This window comes from Paenibacillus catalpae (assembly GCF_900112695.1).
GTDB classification, from domain to species: Bacteria; Bacillota; Bacilli; order Paenibacillales; family Paenibacillaceae; genus Pristimantibacillus; species Pristimantibacillus catalpae.
This window is the reverse complement of record NZ_FOMT01000001.1, coordinates 1,642,710-1,657,740: the sequence shown is the minus strand read 5'-3', so window position 1 is coordinate 1,657,740 and position 15,031 is coordinate 1,642,710. Positions and strand designations below refer to the sequence as shown.

Sequence of the window (15,031 nt, the reverse complement as noted above, 5' to 3'; positions counted from 1 at the left end):
TAGGGAAGTTCTATTAACGGGAGGTCAAAGAGGAGATAAGTATTTGTAAATGGTTATAAAGTCATATCTTGGATAATAGGTCTCTGTTACAATGACGCTAGAATTCTTAGAAGCTCGGGAGGTCAGACAATGAATAGGGAGACCATGCAATGCGTAATTTTGGTCACAAGCGATATACATGGCTATATTCATCCTTTGGATTATCGGACAGGGGAAGAGACTTCATCGGGACTTGCCAAGCTGGCAGCATTGATCAAAGAGGAGAGGAAAAAGTCTCCGGAACTGTTGCTCATTGATAATGGAGATATGCTGCAAGGTTCGCCATTTGCGGCCTATGCTGCCGCTTACGGTGCGAAGGTTCATCCTTGTATTGAAGTGATGAATGGGCTTAGCTATGACGCTGCAGTGCCCGGGAACCATGAGTTTAATTTTGGACTTGCCAAGCTTCGGTCAGCGGTGTCCGGGTCTGAATTTCCTTGGCTGGCTGCCAATATCGTATCTGAAAGGGAGCCGGCTTTTGGGAAGCCTTATCTGGTGAAGTCGATAGGCGGTAAACTAAAGGTGGCTATTCTTGGCGTAACAACCCATTATATTCCTTATTGGGAGAACCCAAGTCATATTGCAGGACTGGCGTTCCTCGATGCTCTTGAATCGGTCAAGGAGTGGGCAGCTTACATACGGAAGCATGAACAACCGGATCTGCTGATTGTCAGTTATCATGGAGGGTTTGAACGTCATCTGGATACCGGTCAAGCGACGGAGCGGTTAACCGGCGAGAATCAGGCCTATGCCATCTGCATGGAGGTGCCGGGGATTGATGTCCTTATAACGGGTCATCAGCATCGTTGTCTAGCGGGTGAATGGAATGGTGTTGCCATTGTGCAGACGGGATGTAATGGTCAGGCTTTGGGGCAAATAACGGTTGATGCTCAGCGGCAAGAGGGACGCTGGGAGGTTAGCGGGAAGACTGTCCGTCTGCTCGAGCCCGGTTTGCATATAGCAGCAGACGAACAAGTGATGGCTCTTACGGAGGAAGTGGAGCGCAGGACTCAAGAGTGGCTGGACCAACCCATCGGCAGGACGGAAGGGAAACTGTTAATTGAGGATCCTTTTGAATGCCGGAAGGCACCACATCCATTCGTGCAATTCATCCATCAGGTCCAGATAGAGGCTACCGGTGCGGAATTATCGGTTGCGGCCCTGCTCAGCGAAGAGTCAAGAGGCTTTGAGGCGATCATCACCATGAGAGATGTGCTGTCTGCTTTCGTGTATCCGAATACACTGCGTGTATTGCGATTGACAGGTGAGGATATTAGGTTGGCATTGGAGCAGTCTGCGGCTTATTTTGACCTCGGACAAGATGGACGGCTGAAAGTAAGCGAGGATTATCTTACACCTAAAGCACAGCATTACAATTACGACATGTGGTCAGGAATTGAATATGACATTGACTTGTCATTCCCTGTTGGCGAACGCATTACGAGACTTACCCGAAATGGCGAGGAGCTTTACAGGGACGCCGAGTATACGGTTGTTATGAACAGTTACCGTGCAGGAGGGGGCGGTAATTATGATATGTTCCGCGGTAAGCCGATCCTCTATGAAGGCGCAGCGGATATGGCAGAACTGGCAGCTGAATATATTCGTTCTCGAGGCATTATTAAGGCTATGGATACAGACAGTTGGCAGATTATTTGGTAGAAGTATTGATAGAAGCCTGCTCTACACCAAGTAGAGCAGGCTTCTTTTTTATAAAGGTAAAGGAAAACGTTTCAATGTGAACAATACGAACATTAAAAGAATAAATTTCTAAAAAGGTCTTGAAAAGCATGAATTTCATGTTATATTAGATAACATCAAGTTGAAACGAAGCATGTGAGCTTACCTCGCGTGAGATTAAACAATTGAATAGCCAATTGTTCTCTAGGGTTCCGCAGCGGCATGCCGCTGGTCTGGTCCGAGAGAGGACGCACAGCCAGGCGGCTGTGTCCACGGAGGGAGAAAAGCCCGGGAGGATATGAACAATATCTTCCCGCGGCTTTTTATTTTTGTCCAGATTGAGGGAGGAGTATGGAGATGAAACAAGAAATTACGCTGCGCCAATCACTTACACTCGTTCAGGTTGTTGCACTCGGGCTGGCCTGGATGACGCCAATGATTTACTTCTCGGTATTCGGAATTGCCTATGATGCTTCGAAGGGCATGATCACGGAGGCATACTCGCTGTCGATCGTAGCCATCTTCTTCACGGCTTACAGCTATAGCGTCATGGCCAAGATTTTTCCGGGATCCGGTTCCTCCTATACGTATGTAAAGAAATCGTTGCACCCCATTCCCGGCTTTACGGTAGGGTGGGCGATTCTGCTGGACTACTTGTTCTCCCCGATTATCGCGTGCCTGACCTTTGGCATATATCTCAATGCCCAATTTCCTGCAGTGCCGGCTTATGTCTGGATCATCCTGCTGAATGTCATCCTGGCTGTCGTCAATATTGCAGGCATTAAATTCTCCGCAAGCTTAAGCAAGATGTTTGTTCTCTTCCAAATCGTGTTTATCGCATTGTTCTGTGGCTATATGTTCAAAGGGCTGTCTGGTGCGCAGGATGTGGTACTGCCGTTCACGCATATGGATGCCGGGTTGTCCACATTACTTGCCGGCGCTTCGCTTATTTGCTTCTCTTTCCTCGGTTTTGACACGGTATCAACGCTGTCGGAGGAGACAATCAACGCGAAGAAGACGATACCAAAAGCCATTATGCTCATCATTCTTATCGCAAGCATCCTCTACATTACAACCTCCGTGCTTATCCAGATGCGATATCCTAACCTGACATTCAATAACATGGATGCTGCAGGTTTTGAATTGATGAAGCTCGCTGGAGGAGCAACGCTTGGCGCAATCTTTACGACCGTCTTAATTTTTGCAATCTTCACGCAAGGGCTCACTTCTGTTACGAGCGTATCGCGCCTGATGTATGTGTTGGGACGTGATTCGATCCTGCCGAAAAAGTTTTTTGGGGCGCTTCATCCGAAATACCGCACGCCGGTCAATAATATCGTGCTTGTCTCGATCATTTCTCTGCTTGCACTCGTCATTAGTCTGGATATGGCGGTTAAATTCGTTAGCTTTGGCGCTTTAACCTCATTTGCCTTTGTTAACATATCTGTCATTGTGGAGTGCTTCATTAAGCGCAGACAACGTTCCTTGAAGCAAACGTTCCAATATTTGATCTTCCCGTTGATCGGGGCGTCGTTTATCATTTGGCTGATTACGCTGCTTGATACCCAGGCGCTGCTGCTTGGATGTGTATGGCTTGTCTTTGGCGTAACTTATTACTTGTTCCGCACCAGGCATACTCGTGCAGCACGGGAATCAAGCGCAACGCCGCTCTTTCCGACATCCGCTACGATGGAATCGGACCTGAAATAATTTTTTATGTAATGTATATTGACACGGAAAAACAATCCACTTATACTTGGGCTATGTTAGCAATCATCACATCTGAATATAAGTTCTGGAAGGTTACATAACCCAGAACGGCAAAGCTGTCTAGGGTTCCGTTGACGAGTAAAGTCAAGGCTGGTCCGAGAGACGGCGTATGGCGGAAGCTGGAAGTTGCGGCCGGCCATATGACACGGAAGGATAAAAGCCTGGGAGATCATTCTCCCGGGCTTTTTTTATTATCAACATTTAGGGGGAAATGCGATGAACAGCATCTGGAAAACATCGATTCGTGCAGGGGAGAAATGGTCCGGAGTCGTCAGACGCGGCAGACTGATCCGGTTCACCGCTCTGGAAGCAGGCGCTAACCTGTCGATCATGCTATTTAACGCGAAGGACTTAACGGAACGCTACAATATGCCGGATTCACTAAAAGCGCAATATACTGCCCATTTGACTAGAGGCAACACATTAATGAGCGATAACGGAAGGGTGCTTGCGAGTATCGTGGAGGACAGTCTGGGCTGGCATGATACGCTAAGCGGCTACACAACAAGAGCACTAACCGACCGCAAATACGGGAAGACGACCTATCAGGAGTTGCGTAATGAATGGCGCAGGTCGGGGCAAGAGAACTTCGCGGTAGAGCTGACTCGCAACGGACTTGGAGTAAGAGACCTGTCGCCGGTCGTGAATCTGTTCTCCAAGGTGTATGTAGACGATGAAGGGCAGATGCATTATGACGTTGATCATTGCCCGGCGGGAGCTACGGTCGTTCTTCGTACGGAAATGGATGTCCTGTTCGTCTTGTCCAATACGCCAAGCCCGCTGGATCCTCGTACCGATTATCCTTCGGTCCCGGTGAGCATTGAAGTATCGGAAGCAGACGCAGTAGACGAAGAAGATTATTGCTTGAATTACAGACCGGAGAACCGCAGAGCATTCGAGAATACATGGAGCTATCATCAATTGCTTGATCTATAATCGTCGGAATATTGCGATAAATATAGGAATTGCTTCACAATTCATAAAGCCTACGCTTTCGAAGCATGAATTGCTTCACAATTCATTTTAGGAGGAAACAACCAATGGGAAGCTTTAACCGAGTTGAGAGCACACGCTTGCCTGAGGCAGCGATCTATAATGAAGTGATTTTGGCAGGGGATGGCTGGATGTATGACCTGGAGCCCGGTCAGGTGCTTCGCATTGTGGACCTGGAAGGAAATCAGGCAGCAGATACGCTGTTCTTCGATGCAGATAACCCGGAGGATCATTACAGCGCGGTTGCCACGATTACGAATCAACAGAACATTTACTTAACAACAGGCTCGGTTCTGCTCGCGGAATCAGGCAAGGAACTCGTGAAGATCGTCGCCGATACTTGCGGACGACACGATACGGTAGGCGGATCCTGCTCCGCGCAAAGCAACACCGTACGATACGCGCATGAGAAGCTGCACATGCATAACTGCCGGGATACGTTTATGCTGCAGCTGGCGCAGCGCGGCGAACCGTATGGCAAACGGGATCTCGCTCCGAATGTTAACTTCTTCATGAATGTGCCGGTTACGCCTGAAGGCGGACTGAAATTCGATGATGGCGTCTCTTCGCCCGGAGCGTACGTAGAAATGCAATCGGTTGGCCGTACCGCGGTCCTTATCAGTAATTGTCCGCAGCTTAATAACCCGTGCAATGCTTATAATCCGACGCCGGTTCGCGTCCTGATCTGGAATAACTAGACATCCTGGGAGAAGAGGAGAGGTTTCTATGTTTACAAAAGTATTGATTGCCAATCGGGGCGCCATTGCCGTCCGAATTGAAAGAACGCTTCGCAAGATGGGAATTGCCTCTGTGGCTGTATATACGAAAGCAGACCAGGACAGCCAACACGTCGACCAAGCGGATGAAGCGGTGCTTCTGGGCGATGGACCTGCGAAGGAAAGCTATTTGAACGCGGATCTTATCCTCCAGATTGCCAAAGACACCGGAGCTCAAGCGATTCATCCCGGCTATGGCTTCCTGAGCGAAAACGCGGATTTTGCCCGTGCATGCCGCGAGAATGGTATTGTCTTTATCGGCCCAACGCCTGAGCAGATGGAGGCCTTTGGCCTGAAGCATTCCGCGCGGGAGCTCGCTGAAAGAGCGAATGTTCCGCTGCTTCCGGGCACCCCTCTTCTGACGGAGCTTGATGAAGCAGCGGCTCATGCTGCGGAAATCGGCTATCCGGTTATTCTGAAAAGCACAGCAGGCGGCGGCGGAATCGGCATGCGGGTATGCGAAGATGAAGCAGCTCTGCGGACTGCCTTCGATAGTGTACGCCATCTGGCTGAAGCGAATTTCAAAAACGGCGGCATGTTCCTGGAGAAATATATTGCGAAAGCCCGTCACGTCGAAGTTCAGATCTTTGGCAACGAATTTGGGGAAGTTGTAGCTCTTGGCGAACGTGACTGTTCCGTTCAACGCCGCAATCAGAAGGTAGTGGAGGAGAGCCCTGCTCCGCAATTCCCGGCTGAAGTCCGGGCAGAAATTCTTGCGTGCGCGAAGCGGCTTGCTGCTGTGGCAGGATACCGCAGTGCGGGAACCGTTGAGTTTCTGTATGATCCGTCCAGCTGCAAATTCTATTTCCTTGAGGTGAATACCCGCCTGCAGGTGGAGCACGGGGTTACGGAGGAAGTGCTTGGCCTCGATCTCGTGGAGTGGATGGCGAAGGAGGCAGCAGGTGAGCTGCACGGCCTGGAAGCATTAGTCCCAGCGTCCAAAGGACATAGCATTCAAGCCCGTATTTATGCCGAGGATTGCCTGCAAGGTTTCCGCCCAAGTGCAGGTCAGCTGGATCAGGCGTTATTTGCCCGTGAGGCTCGTACGGAAACTTGGGTACGCGACGGCATCACGGTAACCACGCTGTATGATCCGATGCTGGCCAAGGTTATCGTCCATGGCGAGAACCGGGAGGATGCGATCGCAAAGCTGAAGCAGGCTTTGAGCGAGACGCGCTTCTATGGTATTACGACCAATCTGCAATATGTTCAAGCGCTTCTGGATGAGAAGCAATTCGCTACGGGAGATGTATTTACGCAGATGCTGAACGGCTTCGCGCCTTCCGAGTCGGCCCTTGAAGTGCTGGATGGCGGTATTCAAACAACGGTTCAAGATTACCCTGGCCGTGTCGGCCATTGGGATGTAGGGGTGCCGCCATGTGGACCGATGGATCCACTGGCTTTCCGAATTGGCAATAAGCTGCTCGGTAACGCGGATGAGGCAAGCGGACTTGAGCTGACGCTGCGCGGCGGCTCCTATAAATTCCGCAACAGCATGCTGTTCTGCGTAACGGGTGCAGATATGAAGCCGGCTTTGGATGATGTGGCTGTTCCGATGTATACACCGGTAAGAGCAGAGCGCGGACAAGTGCTTAGCTTCGGGGAATCAGAAGCTGGCCTGCGCACTTACCTTCTTATTGAAGGCGGGTTTGATATGCCGCTTATTCTGGGCAGCGCAGCTACCTTTACACTTGGCGGCTTTGGCGGACATGGAGGGCGTGCGCTCCGTACCGGTGACGTGCTTGGCGTGAACCGTCATCAAGGAGCAGATTTGATTAAGGTGCAGCATGCACTTCCGGCGCAGCTCCAGCCTGCCATTTCCCGTGAGTGGACGATTGGCGTTATTCCGGGACCACATTGCACAAGCGAATTCCTGAAGCCGGAATATTTGGAACAGCTGGCGAATACAAGCTTCGAGGTGCATTTCAACAGCTCGAGAACCGGTGTCCGTCTGATTGGCCCGGCGCCGCTATGGGAGAGAGAGGATGGAGGAGAAGCAGGACTTCATCCTTCCAACATCCATGATAATGCTTATGCTGTCGGAACGCTGGATCTGACCGGCGACATGCCGATCCTTCTTGGCCCGGACGGTCCAAGTCTTGGCGGATTTGTCTGCCCGGTTACGACGGCTTCGGCTGAATTCTGGAAGCTTGGACAGCTGCATCCCGGCGATAAAGTCCGCTTCCAGCTTGTTACACTGGAGGAAGCGGAAGAGCTGCGCAAGCTGCAGGAAGAGCTTCTTGATACGATTCAGCAAGGTCATGCTGATGAGCTTCATGCAGGCAGTTTGCCGGAGATTCATTCGACTTTCTCGCCGGAATATCCGGTCCTGTACCGCGAGGAAGCAGGACGGAAATTCCCGATTACAATCCGCTGCAGCGGAGATGAGAATCTGCTAGTCGAATATGGCTCCCTGGAGCTGGATCTGCTTCTGCGTTTCCAGGTGCATGCTCTAATAGAAGCAATCCGTGAAAACGGAGTAATTCCGGTGCTCGATCTGACGCCTGGTGTCCGTTCGGTACAGGTGCATATTGATGCCAAACGGATGAATGTACGTGAAGCTGCCAAGCAGCTGCTTGCGATCGACAGCAGCCTGCCGCCGCTTGAATCCATTCGCGTGCCATCCCGAATTGTCCGTCTTCCGCTATCCTGGGATGATCCAGCTACGCAGCTGGCCATTGACCGTTATCAGCAGAACGTTCGTCCGGATGCGCCATGGTGTCCGAGCAATCTGGAGTTTATCCGCCGCGTGAACGGACTCGAAAGTATTGAGGATGTACAGCGCATTGTGTTCGACGCAAGCTATCTGGTGCTTGGTCTTGGTGATGTCTATCTGGGAGCGCCGCTTGCTACGCCAATTGATCCGCGCCACCGTCTTGTTACTACCAAGTACAACCCGGCACGGACTTGGACTCCGGAGAATGCCGTTGGAATCGGCGGTGCCTACATGTGCGTATACGGGATGGAAGGTCCAGGCGGGTACCAATTCGTTGGCCGCACGATTCAAATGTGGAACAAACTCCGTTCAACGGAAAGCTTCAAAGCCGGCAAGCCATGGCTGCTCCGTTTCTTTGACCAAATTCAGTTCTATCCGGTAACGGCAGAGGAACTGCTCCAGCTTCGGGAGGATTTCCCGCGCGGACGGTTTGAAGCAGAGATTACGGAGACAACCTTTGACCTTGGCGAATACTTGCAGTTCCTCGATTCGATCGAGGAGAGTGCCGGACAATTCCGGAGCCAGCAGCAAAAGTCGTTTAATGAAGAGCGCGAGCGCTGGAAGGAGCTTGGCCTTGCGGAGTACGTATCCGATCAGGATTCTTCGAAGCCCGTCAATGACGAAGAGCTGCCGACCGGGATAGATGCGATGACTTGTTCGATGCCGGGCAGCGTCTGGAAGGTACTCGTTAATCCCGGCGATTCCATTAAGAAGGGCGACTCGCTTATTATCGTGGAATCGATGAAGATGGAGTTCTCCCAAAGCGCTCCGTTTGACGGCGTTGTACATTCCGTTCATGTCAAGCCTGGTGACGGCGTAAATGCCGGTCAATTAATCGTCGGAATTTCGAAATTATCGGAAAGAGAGCTGACCCGCGTATGAGCGAAATGCAATGGCCTGTCACCATTTCCTGGCTGCGTGAGCGTTATTTGAACGGTACCTTGACTCCTGAGCAAGTCATTCAAACCATTATTGAACGTGCGGAGGCCGATAAAGGGAAGAATATTTGGATTACTTCGCCATCCCTCGCCTACATCCAGTGTTACCTGGATCGTTTGAAGGAGCTTGACCGTGTGCATTTGCCTCTGTGGGGAATTCCGTTTGCGGTAAAAGATAACATCGACGTGGCCGGCATGCCTACTACAGCGGGCTGTGAGGAATACGCTTATTTGCCGGCTGAGCATGCGGCAGTGGTTGAACGCCTGATTGAAGCCGGAGCAATACCAGTCGGCAAGACGAATCTCGACCAGTTCGCAACGGGACTGGTCGGGACAAGAAGCCCGTACGGCGAGACGGAAAACGCGCTGCGTCCCGAGTTGATCAGCGGCGGCTCCAGTTCAGGCTCGGCCGTAGCAGTAGCTCTCGGGCATGCGGCATTTTCCCTCGGTACAGATACGGCCGGATCGGGCAGAGTGCCTGCTGCCCTTAATAATCTTGTTGGCCTTAAACCAAGTGTAGGCGCATGGCCGAGCAAAGGGGTTGTACCAGCCTGCGAGAGTCTGGATTGCGTCACGGTATTTGCCCATAATCTGGAGGATGCCGAGCTTGTTGACCAGGTGGTTCGCGGTTTCCAAGTGGATGATCCGTGGTCGAAGGAGATTGGGATTGGCGAGCGAAAGCTGCCTGCAAAGCTGCTGCTCCCGGAAGGTAAGCTGACTTTCTATGGTCCGTTTGCAGATGTTTATATGGAGGCTTGGGAGAAGTCGGTACGTCTATTAAAAGAAATGAAGCTGCCGGTTGAATTCGTGGATATGCAATTATTCCAGGCTGCTGCTGCCTTATTATATGACGGGCCATGGGTGGCGGAGCGCTGGTCGGCGCTTGGATCGTTCATCGATGCCAATCCAGGTGTGACTTTCCCTGTAACGGAGAAGGTGCTGCGGGGTGCAACCAAGCCGGAATTTGATGCAACCTCAGTGTTTACGGCTTTTCATAAGCTGCAAGGCTACAAGCTGAAGGCTCGGCAGCTGCTCAAGGATGCAATACTTGTCATGCCGACTGCAGGAGGAACATGGACACGCGAGCAGGTGGCCGCAGATCCGATCGGAACAAACAGTGCGATGGGACTTTATACGAATCATTGCAACCTGCTAGACCTTAGCGCATTGGCCATTCAATCCGGCGAAGCCGCGGCGGCATTGCCATTCGGAATAACGCTATTTGCAGCTTCCGGCTCAGAAGGAATGCTTTTCGAACTGGCTGAGACGGTCCGCAAAGCACAGGAGCCCCAGCCTTCCACGCTTGTAGCCGTATGTGGCCTGCATATGCGAGGTCTGCCCCTTGAGCGCCAGATGCTGGAGCATGGCGCAACTTTTATCCGGGAGGACCGGACTTCTGCAACCTATAAATTGATGAAGCTGCAGACGGCTCCGCCAAAGCCGGGGCTTCTGAAGCTGCCGCAAGGCGGGGCATCCATTGAAGTGGAGGTATGGGAGATGCCGCTTGCCGCATTCGGTTCATTTACGGCAGCTATTCCCGCACCGCTTGGAATCGGGAAGGTTGAGCTCGAAGACGGTACCGTCGTTCCCGGATTTATTTGCGAGGCATATGGAACAGTCGGGGCAGAGGACATCACCTCCTACGGAGGCTGGAGGAAAGCACTGGCCGCAGCAGCTGACACTGCCAAAGCGTCGCTATAGTGGAGTTGTCATTGTCATATAATCGGATTGACACTGCTAAATCCAAAACATTATAATTTTTATAGACAGACGCACTTCTCCTTGATGGAAAGTGCGTTTTTCTTTTTCCGGGAGGGTAGATAATCTCTGGTCCCTATCATTGAGATGATCCTGTCAGATGCACGTTATTTACTTGAATAAGAAGATGCGAATAAAAAGAGGTGGCTAATGAGAGGTCTGGAGGCTATAAACACTTATATAGGCAAGCTTGAGTATTATTCGATAGAGCAATTACGTTACCGGATTAGACCAGGAACCTGGTCCATCGGTCAGGTCTATTCTCATATTGTAGACGTAGCTCTGGAATATTTGGACCACATTGAGGAGTGTAGTGCCTCTGACTGTAAACAGTCGCAGGGCAAGACGGCAGCAGGAGATACGCTGTTTAACGCGGGTGCTTTTCCTCCGGTCAAGATTAAATTGCCTGAAGGCATGGAGTATAGTCCTAACGATGTGAAAAGCAAAGAGGAACATCTGCAAGATTTGAATCAGTTATTAGAGAAGATGAGAGATTCGGATAAGCAGATTGATAGCATTCATCCAGATTACAAACTCAGACATGGCGGTTTTGGCTGGCTGAATGCAAGAGAGTGGTTTGATCTGATTGACATGCATACCCGCCATCATTTGCGTCAATTAAAGGAGATCGAAGAATATGGAGCGAAATGACCATCGAAAGTTGAATAATAGATGAAAGGATTGATCGGGCAGGACAGACGAATAGCCGAACTGGTCAAACATGTGGACCATCGCGTCCTAGCTTTATGGGCAGCAGATTGTGCCGATCGTGCCAAGCCTTGCTTTGAGACTATTTGGGCTGAGGATAACCGTATGCAGGAGGCCATTCATGCGGCCCGCGCATGGTCGCGCGGCGAGCTGCCTATGACGGCTGCGCGGAAAGCGGCCATTGCTGCACATGCCGCAGCGCGTGACGTTATCGAAACGAGCAGCGCAGCAGCCCGCGCCGCCCGGGCAGCCGGACATGCTGCAGCAACGGCCCATGTGGCCAATCACGCTGTGCATGCGGCTGCTTACGCAGCTACGGCGATCCGGGACTTTGCAGACAAGAAGGAAGCCGATATCGTTACAGACCGTGAGCGGGAGTGGCAATATAAGCGGCTAGTCGAATTACTGGAACGATTAAGATGAGGATTTTTTCAGCTCAATCCGATTGCCTTCCGGATCTATAAGGACTCCTATTATTCCCCAGCTATGAGTAATAACGTCCACTGTCACTTGGCGATCCGTAAGCTCCTGTACCGTTTGTTCGAAATCTTCCACATCAAGCCGAAGAACAGTAGGGTTCTGAGCACGCGACTTGGCAGCCGGGGAAGAAACGCCGCCGCTCTCAAGCATCAGATAGCTGCCTCCAAATTCAAATACGGTAAGATTCGTTTGCTGTTCACGGACAGGCAGACCCATCTGACGAGCATAAAAGTCGAGTAATGCCGGATAATCTTCAACAAATAATATAATGCCGGATTCTTTTATGTTCATAGCAATACCCCCCGATTTATAGTACTGCAACGATTTTGCCGCGAACATGTCTTTGGGACAGTCGGGTAAGTTCCGCCGGAATTTCCGCCAGGCTAATGGTTTTCTCGACCATCGCATCTATCATCCTGTCGTCAATGAGCTGCATGAACTCTTCCGTCATCATGGCGAGCTCACTTTCAGCGCGGGCATCGCCGGACAGATGGGCGCCGCCGAGCATCATCTTATGAACGGAGAAAGTTTTATGGGAAGGCTGGAAATCGGCAACTGTTTCGGGAGCACCGGCTATGCATGCTAATTGGCCGCCGAAAGCAAGCATGGTGAGATCAGCTTGGGCTGTTGCCCGGTTAAGGGAATTCAGGATGTAATCCACGCCTAGACCGTTTGTTGCTTCCTTTACTCTGGCTGCAACATCCTCTGTATGGTAGTCAATAACAACATCAGCGCCTAGTTGCTGCAGATATTCGTTATTTGCTTCTGATGCGGTAGTCAGAATAGGGGATGCTCCTAACAGCTTCGCGAGCTGAATCGCATACCCGCCAACGCCGCCGGCTCCGGCATGAATCAGAATGGAACGGCCGGCTTTTACATTCATCTTGTCAATTAACGCCTGATAGGCGGTCAGTCCTGCGCAAGGGAAGGCAGCAGCTTCTTCATAAGATACCCCTTGCGGAATGCGTCCGGCGGTCCGGGCATTCGTCACACTGTACTCGGCATAGGTACCGGGCTTCATGAAGCTGCCGTGATAGGCGACACGGTCGCCAACAGCCCACCTCGTAACGCCTTCGCCAACGGCGTCAACGATTCCGGCTGCGTCGAGACCGGGAATAAACGGATACTGCCATGCCGGATTGCCGTTTGCCGCCATTTTATAGTCAGCCGGATTAAGGCTTATTGCTTTGTTCTGAACACGGATTTCTCCTGGCCCTGGCTGAGGAACAGGCATGTCTGCCATAGTAAATGTATCCGGAGCCCCAGGGGCGTTGATGACGATTGCTTTCATGAATATCCCTCCGTATAGAAATAGAATTAGACTACTATTATAACGCTGGAAGAATAAATAATAATAACCATTTTTCGTTTTGCCGTAACATCCGTTAGAATAGACTAATAATGAACCTTCACTTATGAGATAAAGGAGCATAAGAACGTGCAGATAGGCGAGATTCTGGAGATTTACCGGTACCCGGTTAAATCATTTGCAGGCGAGAAGCTTGCGGATTGTGTGATTGAACAATATGGCATGCTTGGAGACCGGTTTGTCAGCCTCTACGATGAGACCAAGAAGGACTGGTACAAATACATAACAGCAAGAAATATTCCCAATCTGCTTAACTATCGGGCAAATTTTCAAGACGGCACAATTCGTATTACTTCACCGGACGGAAGAATATTCGGCTGGGATGAGCATTTATTAGAAGACATTCAAAGCCAGACGGCCACGCGTCTTACGATGTCAGACTGGAAGGAAGCACATCCGGAGCATCCGCAGCTGTTGTCCGTTGACGGGGCGAGTATTTTGATTATAACAGATCATTCCTTAAACAAGCTGCAGCAAACATGGGGCAGAGAGCTGGATGAACGCCGCTTCCGCGCGAATTTCGTCGTAAAGGTCAGTGATGATGCGTTTACGGAAAGCGATTGGCTGGGGCGCAAGCTTGCGATTGGGGAAGTAGAGCTGCAAGTAGACAGCTTCTGTGAGCGTTGTGTTCTTATTACGATGGATCCCGACACGCAGGTGAAGGACCCGTCGCTGCTCAGAAAAGTAAATGAAGAGTTCAATCTGCAGTTTGGCGTGTATGCTTCCGTTGTGAAGACCGGCACTGTCAAACAAGGCGACAAAGTTCATCTGGTTGCGGATGAAGCATAGGGTGAAAAGAAAGAAACCGCGGGAATCCGCGGTTTCTTTTTTCATTATTGTACGTATCTCCCGTGCTCGGGAACGGCAATGCTGTCGAATTCCCGTACCAGCTTCTCCAAGCTGTCTGCTAATAATTGATCTGTCATCGGCATTCCGTGCCCGGTCACGGCGGCAGCGGGTTTTAAAGCCTCTAGCCTGCGAACGGAGTCAGAAGCTTTCGTCCAATCCGTCGTCAAATACCGCGGCGGACCGCTGATCTCCAATTCCTGGGTAATAACGCTCCATAGTGATTCCTGCTTCACGGTAACAAAAGCATCTCCAGCCAGAAGGGTGCGGTCGCTTTCCCTATAAAAGGATACATGTCCAGGCGTATGTCCGGGAGTATGGATCCACCGCCAGCCTTCCAGTCTTGGCAGTGAACCGTCCTCTGGCAGCGTAGATACATGATGGCCTAAATCGATAGCGTCGTTAGGGAAGAGAGGGGACAGCTTTGCGACTAACCCGCCTTCCACGGTTGCATCGGGTGTGGGGTAATTGCGCTCTCCCGTCAGGTAGGGCAGCTCAAGAGGATGAGCATAGACAGGCACATTCCAATGCTTGACCAGTTCAATAATCGACCCGACATGATCAAAATGACCGTGAGTAAGCAGAATAGCTGCCGGAGCATTATTTGCACCAAATCGTTCTTCAGCAACAGAGATAATCTCATCAGCCGCATGCGGCATGCCTGCATCAACAAGTACCCAGTTCTTTCTCCCCGGCTCGCCAATAAAACAGACATTTACGATTTGGATGGTCAGGCAGAATAGGTCGGGTTGAACCTCTTGTCCAAAACCGCTCTTCATTGAAGTAACGGGGAGAAAATGATAATCCTCACCGTAGGTCATATCTTCATGCATCGAATTCCCTCGCTTTCATGGATGACCATAATTTGTCCCGTTACAGAGCAAATCATTAGCATAGAATGAAATGCTCTCCTGCGGTGCAAGCTATTATCGCTTAAGCCAACAAAAGGGGGATAAAC

At 50.9% G+C, this 15,031-nt stretch carries 12 protein-coding genes and 2 riboswitches; of the genes, 9 read left to right on the top strand and 3 right to left on the bottom strand.

Translation table 11 applies throughout. The features are described from left to right. Nucleotides 1-129: 129 nt before the first annotated feature. From BM200_RS07155 to BM200_RS07120, 8 genes are all read left to right on the top strand, one after another. The gene (locus tag BM200_RS07155) at nucleotides 130-1,701 is read left to right on the top strand and encodes a bifunctional metallophosphatase/5'-nucleotidase (protein ID WP_091183106.1); all 1,572 of its coding nucleotides are present in this window, start codon (nucleotides 130-132) and stop codon (nucleotides 1,699-1,701) included. 211 nt (nucleotides 1,702-1,912) lie between these two features. Further along, nucleotides 1,913-2,016, top strand: a riboswitch (guanidine-I (ykkC/yxkD leader). Between the two features lie 60 nt (nucleotides 2,017-2,076). Then, complete coding sequence (locus BM200_RS07150; RefSeq protein ID WP_091183103.1) at nucleotides 2,077-3,429, top strand: APC family permease; 1,353 nt, start codon at nucleotides 2,077-2,079, stop codon at nucleotides 3,427-3,429. 109 nt (nucleotides 3,430-3,538) lie between these two features. Then, a riboswitch (guanidine-I (ykkC/yxkD leader) is annotated at nucleotides 3,539-3,659 on the top strand. A gap of 46 nt (nucleotides 3,660-3,705) precedes the next feature. Continuing rightward, nucleotides 3,706-4,425, top strand: a complete 720-nt coding sequence (locus BM200_RS07145; RefSeq protein ID WP_091183100.1) for an urea amidolyase associated protein UAAP1 — start codon at nucleotides 3,706-3,708, stop codon at nucleotides 4,423-4,425. Nucleotides 4,426-4,529: 104 nt separating this feature from the next. After that, nucleotides 4,530-5,180: an urea amidolyase associated protein UAAP2 gene (locus BM200_RS07140; RefSeq protein ID WP_091183098.1), complete on the top strand. Its 651-nt coding sequence runs from the start codon at nucleotides 4,530-4,532 to the stop codon at nucleotides 5,178-5,180. Nucleotides 5,181-5,208: 28 nt separating this feature from the next. Further along, on the top strand, nucleotides 5,209-8,856 hold the full coding sequence (gene uca, locus BM200_RS07135) for an urea carboxylase (protein WP_091183096.1): 3,648 nt from the start codon (nucleotides 5,209-5,211) through the stop codon (nucleotides 8,854-8,856). Further along, a complete protein-coding gene (atzF, locus tag BM200_RS07130) occupies nucleotides 8,853-10,613 on the top strand; it encodes an allophanate hydrolase (protein ID WP_091183093.1) in 1,761 nt (586 codons plus the stop codon). The genes uca and atzF overlap by 4 nt, the downstream gene beginning before the upstream one ends. Before the next feature lie 207 nt (nucleotides 10,614-10,820). Then, nucleotides 10,821-11,321: a DinB family protein gene (locus BM200_RS07125; RefSeq protein WP_091183091.1), complete on the top strand. Its 501-nt coding sequence runs from the start codon at nucleotides 10,821-10,823 to the stop codon at nucleotides 11,319-11,321. Between the two features lie 21 nt (nucleotides 11,322-11,342). Further along, a complete protein-coding gene (locus BM200_RS07120) occupies nucleotides 11,343-11,801 on the top strand; it encodes a putative immunity protein (RefSeq protein WP_091183088.1) in 459 nt (152 codons plus the stop codon). Here BM200_RS07120 and BM200_RS07115 read toward each other — a convergent pair. Both BM200_RS07115 and BM200_RS07110 read right to left on the bottom strand, forming a co-directional pair. After that, nucleotides 11,793-12,149 (bottom strand): VOC family protein, encoded by a 357-nt coding sequence (locus BM200_RS07115; protein WP_175532766.1) that lies wholly within the window; start codon nucleotides 12,147-12,149, stop codon nucleotides 11,793-11,795. The genes BM200_RS07120 and BM200_RS07115 overlap by 9 nt on opposite strands. A 16-nt stretch (nucleotides 12,150-12,165) precedes the next feature. Continuing rightward, complete coding sequence (locus BM200_RS07110; RefSeq protein WP_091183084.1) at nucleotides 12,166-13,149, bottom strand: zinc-binding dehydrogenase; 984 nt, start codon at nucleotides 13,147-13,149, stop codon at nucleotides 12,166-12,168. 147 nt (nucleotides 13,150-13,296) lie between these two features. On the opposite strand from BM200_RS07110, the gene BM200_RS07105 reads away from it, so the two are divergent. Beyond that, entirely contained in the window at nucleotides 13,297-14,016 is a 720-nt protein-coding gene (locus BM200_RS07105) for an MOSC domain-containing protein (RefSeq protein ID WP_091183081.1), read from the top strand. Nucleotides 14,017-14,060: 44 nt separating this feature from the next. Here BM200_RS07105 and BM200_RS07100 read toward each other — a convergent pair whose 3' ends face one another. Next, nucleotides 14,061-14,906, bottom strand: coding sequence for an MBL fold metallo-hydrolase (locus BM200_RS07100; protein ID WP_091183077.1), 846 nt, complete (start codon nucleotides 14,904-14,906; stop codon nucleotides 14,061-14,063). Between the last annotated feature and the right edge of the window lie 125 nt (nucleotides 14,907-15,031).